Genomic DNA, 3,489 nt, shown 5'->3' on the forward strand with positions numbered 1-3,489 from the left:
CCCGGTGGGGCGCCGCCTTGCCTGCGCCGCCCCCCCTCGTTAAACCCGCATCGGCTTATCGCGGGGGCGCGGCGCATGACGGATCTCAACACCCTGACCATCGCCGAGGCGCGCGACGCGCTGCGACGCGGCGACTGCACCGCGCGCGAGATCGCGCAGGACTGCATTTCCGCCATCTACGCGGCGTCGGCGCTGAACGCGGTGGTCGCGCCCACGCCGGAGAAGGCTCTCGCGATGGCCGACGCCGCCGACGCCCGCCTTCGCGCAGGCGGCGCGCCGGCGATGTGCGGCATCCCGCTCGGGATCAAGGACCTCTTCTGCACGGCGGGCGTGCGGAGCCAGGCGGCCTCCGACATTCTGCGCGACTTCGCGCCGTCCTATGAGAGCACCGTGACGGCGAAGCTCTGGGACGCGGGCGCCGTGATGCTCGGCAAGCTCAACATGGACGAATTCGCCATGGGCTCGTCGAACGAATCTTCGTGCTACGGCCCCGTCGCCTCGCCCTGGCGGCGGCGCGGCGACAACCGGCCCCTGACCCCCGGCGGCTCGTCGGGCGGCTCGGCTGCGGCGGTGAGCGCCGATCTGTGCCTCGCCGCGACCGGCACCGACACGGGCGGCTCGATCCGCCAGCCCGCCGCCTTCGTGGGCATCGTCGGGCTGAAGCCGACTTACGGGCGCGTCTCGCGCTGGGGGATCGTCGCCTTCGCCTCGTCGCTCGACCAAGCGGGGCCGATGACGAAAACAGTGCGCGACGCGGCGATCTTCCTGCAGGCCATCGCCGGCGACGACGAGAAGGACAGCACTTCCGCGCCCATCCCCGTCCCCGATTTCGAAGCCGCGCTCACGGGCGACATCCGCGGCCGCCGCATCGGCGTTCCGAAGGAGTACCGCCTCGACGGCATGCCCTCCGAGATCGAGGCGCTCTGGACGCGCGGCCGGGAGATGCTCGCCGACGCCGGCGCCGAGATCGTCGACATATCGTTGCCCCACACGAAATACGCGCTGCCCGCCTACTACATCATCGCCCCTGCCGAGGCCTCATCGAACCTCGCCCGCTATGACGGCGTGCGCTACGGGCTGCGCGCGGAGCTCTCTGCGGGCGACGGCGTGACGGAACTCTACGAGCGCAGCCGCGCCGAGGGGTTCGGCGCGGAAGTGCGGCGGCGCGTGATGATCGGCGCCTATGTGCTGAGCGCGGGCTATTACGACGCCTATTATCTGCGCGCGCAGAAAGTCCGCACGCTGATCCGGCGCGATTTCGAGCAGGTGTTCGCCCACGGGATCGACGCCATCCTGACGCCTGCCACCCCCTCGGCCGCCTTCGCGCTCGGGGAAGTGGGCGGCGACGACCCGGTGCAGATGTATCTCAACGATGTCTTCACCGTCACTGTGAACCTCGCAGGTCTCCCCGGCATCTCCGTGCCCGCCGGGCTCAGCGCCGAGGGGCTTCCGCTAGGCCTCCAGCTCATCGGCAAGCCCTGGGGCGAGGCGGAGCTGCTGAACGACGCCTATGCGCTCGAGCGCGCCGCCGGCTTCACGGCGCGTCCCGACCATTGGTGGTGAGTCGCAACTCTCGCCAGGCGCTTCAATGACGGGCGTCATGGCCGGCGCGGCGCGCCGGCGCGATCCTTGCGCGTCCTTTCAGAAGAGGGGAGCGCATCATGGTCGAAAGCACGCACAGCGCGGGGTTCTGGCCCGGCCTGCTCGACCCGCTGCGGCAGGCGGGCTCGCGGCTCGCCGACTGGGTGGCGCCGCGGTCCGAGGCCGCCGAGGAGCCGGACGGCTACGAGATCACGCTGGAGCTGCCCGGCGTGAAGCCCGAGGACGTCGAGGTTTCCGCGCATGACGGCGCGCTGACCGTCAAGGGCGAGAAGCGGGCCGAGCGCACCGAGTCTGGCAAGAGCTGGTTCTTCTCCGAGCGCGAATACGGGTCGTTCCAGCGCAGCTTCCGCCTTCCCGCCGACGCCGACGACGCGGGGATCACGGCCGATTTCGCCGACGGAGTGCTGCGGCTCAGGATCGCCCGGCGCGCCGAGACGGCGAAGAAGGCCCGCCGCATCGAGATCGCCGCTCGCTGAGCTGCGGTCGGCGCCGGTCCCGCAGCCGGGCGCGCGGCCCGATCCGACGCTCCAAGGTCGATCTTCCGCGCCAAAGGTCTCCGAACCGCGCGTGCGCGGATGCGGGCGCGTGGGGAGCGCCTCGGTCCCATCGGCCATTCGACCTCGGGCACTCGTCTCGCATGCGACGATCGATCGGCGGATCGGTCGCCGCATCGCAGTTGAGAGTATGCAATTTTCGGAGAATAATCATCACACGGCGGCGAGTCGCAGGTCCGACCTCCCTGCGCCTCGCCACCGGGTCACTTCATCGGACAGGAGCCTCCAGCCCATGCGCCCATTCCTCGTCGCTGTCGCCGCCAGTCTCGCGGCCGACGCCGCCTCGGCGCATTTCGGCATGATCATTCCCGCCGATCCCATGGTCTCGCAGGAGGAGGAGAGCAGCGTGCGCCTCGAACTCTCCTTCAGCCATCCCTTCGAGCGCGCCGGCATGACACTCGCCCGCCCGGCCGCGGTCACGGTGACCCACGACGGCGAGACGACCGATCTGCTGGGAGGTCTGGAGGACGCCCGGATCCTCGGCGAGGCCGGCTTCGCGGTCGTCGCGCCGCTCGAGCGCCCCGGCGCGCATGTCTTCGCCATGACTCCTCAGCCCTATTGGGAGCCCGCCGAGGACGCCTTCATCATCCATTACGCCAAGACCTATGTGTCGGCCTATGACGACGATTCGGGGTGGGACGCGACGCTCGGCCTGCCGGTCGAGATCGCGCCGCTGTCGCGGCCCTTCGGGCTCTGGGCGGGGAATCTGTTCCAAGGCGTCGTTCTGATCGACGGCGCGCCGACGCCCTTCGCCGAGATCGAGGTCGAGCACTATCCGCTCGACGCGCCGGGGGCGGCGCCCAGCGATCTGATGATCACGCAGACCGTCAAGGCCGACGCGAATGGCGTATTCAGCTACGCCGCCCCGCATCCGGGCTGGTGGGGCTTCGCCGCGCTCACGACCTCTAGCGAAACCATGCCGCGTGAGGGCGTCGAGAAGGCGGTCGAACTCGGCGGAGTGCTCTGGGTGCGCTTCGAGCCCTGGGCTCGAGAGTGAGCCGAGGGCGACTTTCGCCGGCTCGTCTTCCGCAGCTCGCGGGATCGCCCGGTTCGGCTTGAACCGTCGTCATTCAGCGGTTTTCGCGTGGCGCGCCCGAATTGCGCCACGATCCTGTGTGCACCGGCTCTGAGCAATCCAAAAGTGCTCATAAAGACAGGTACTTGCAGGTTTTTCTGTCTCGATTGGTCCGGGTCCTTCCCAATAAGGCCTGTCCGTCCCACCTTTTTTCCGAGGGGAGAATTGAGGGGACGATTCATGAAGGCAGCCCTAGGCCGTGTGGACGAATTGACACAGGTGCAGGTTTCCAGATTCCCGCGCCGCGACTTGTCTGAT

General features: G+C 69.1%; 3 protein-coding genes. All 3 read left to right on the forward strand.

Annotation, left to right across the window (positions count from 1 at the left end; translation table 11 throughout):
* The first annotated feature begins 75 nt into the window (after nt 1-75).
* A complete protein-coding gene (gene gatA, locus V7Q31_RS18095) occupies nt 76-1,563 on the forward strand; it encodes an Asp-tRNA(Asn)/Glu-tRNA(Gln) amidotransferase subunit GatA (RefSeq protein ID WP_333835243.1) in 1,488 nt (495 codons plus the stop codon).
* Between the two features lie 98 nt (nt 1,564-1,661).
* Complete coding sequence (locus V7Q31_RS18100) at nt 1,662-2,078, forward strand: Hsp20/alpha crystallin family protein (protein WP_333835244.1); 417 nt, start codon at nt 1,662-1,664, stop codon at nt 2,076-2,078.
* A 310-nt stretch (nt 2,079-2,388) separates the two neighbouring features.
* Complete coding sequence (locus V7Q31_RS18105; RefSeq protein ID WP_333835245.1) at nt 2,389-3,153, forward strand: DUF4198 domain-containing protein; 765 nt, start codon at nt 2,389-2,391, stop codon at nt 3,151-3,153.
* Nucleotides 3,154-3,489: the final 336 nt, after the last annotated feature.

This window comes from Rubrimonas sp. (assembly GCF_036788415.1).
Taxonomy (GTDB): Bacteria; Pseudomonadota; Alphaproteobacteria; order Rhodobacterales; family Rhodobacteraceae; genus Rubrimonas.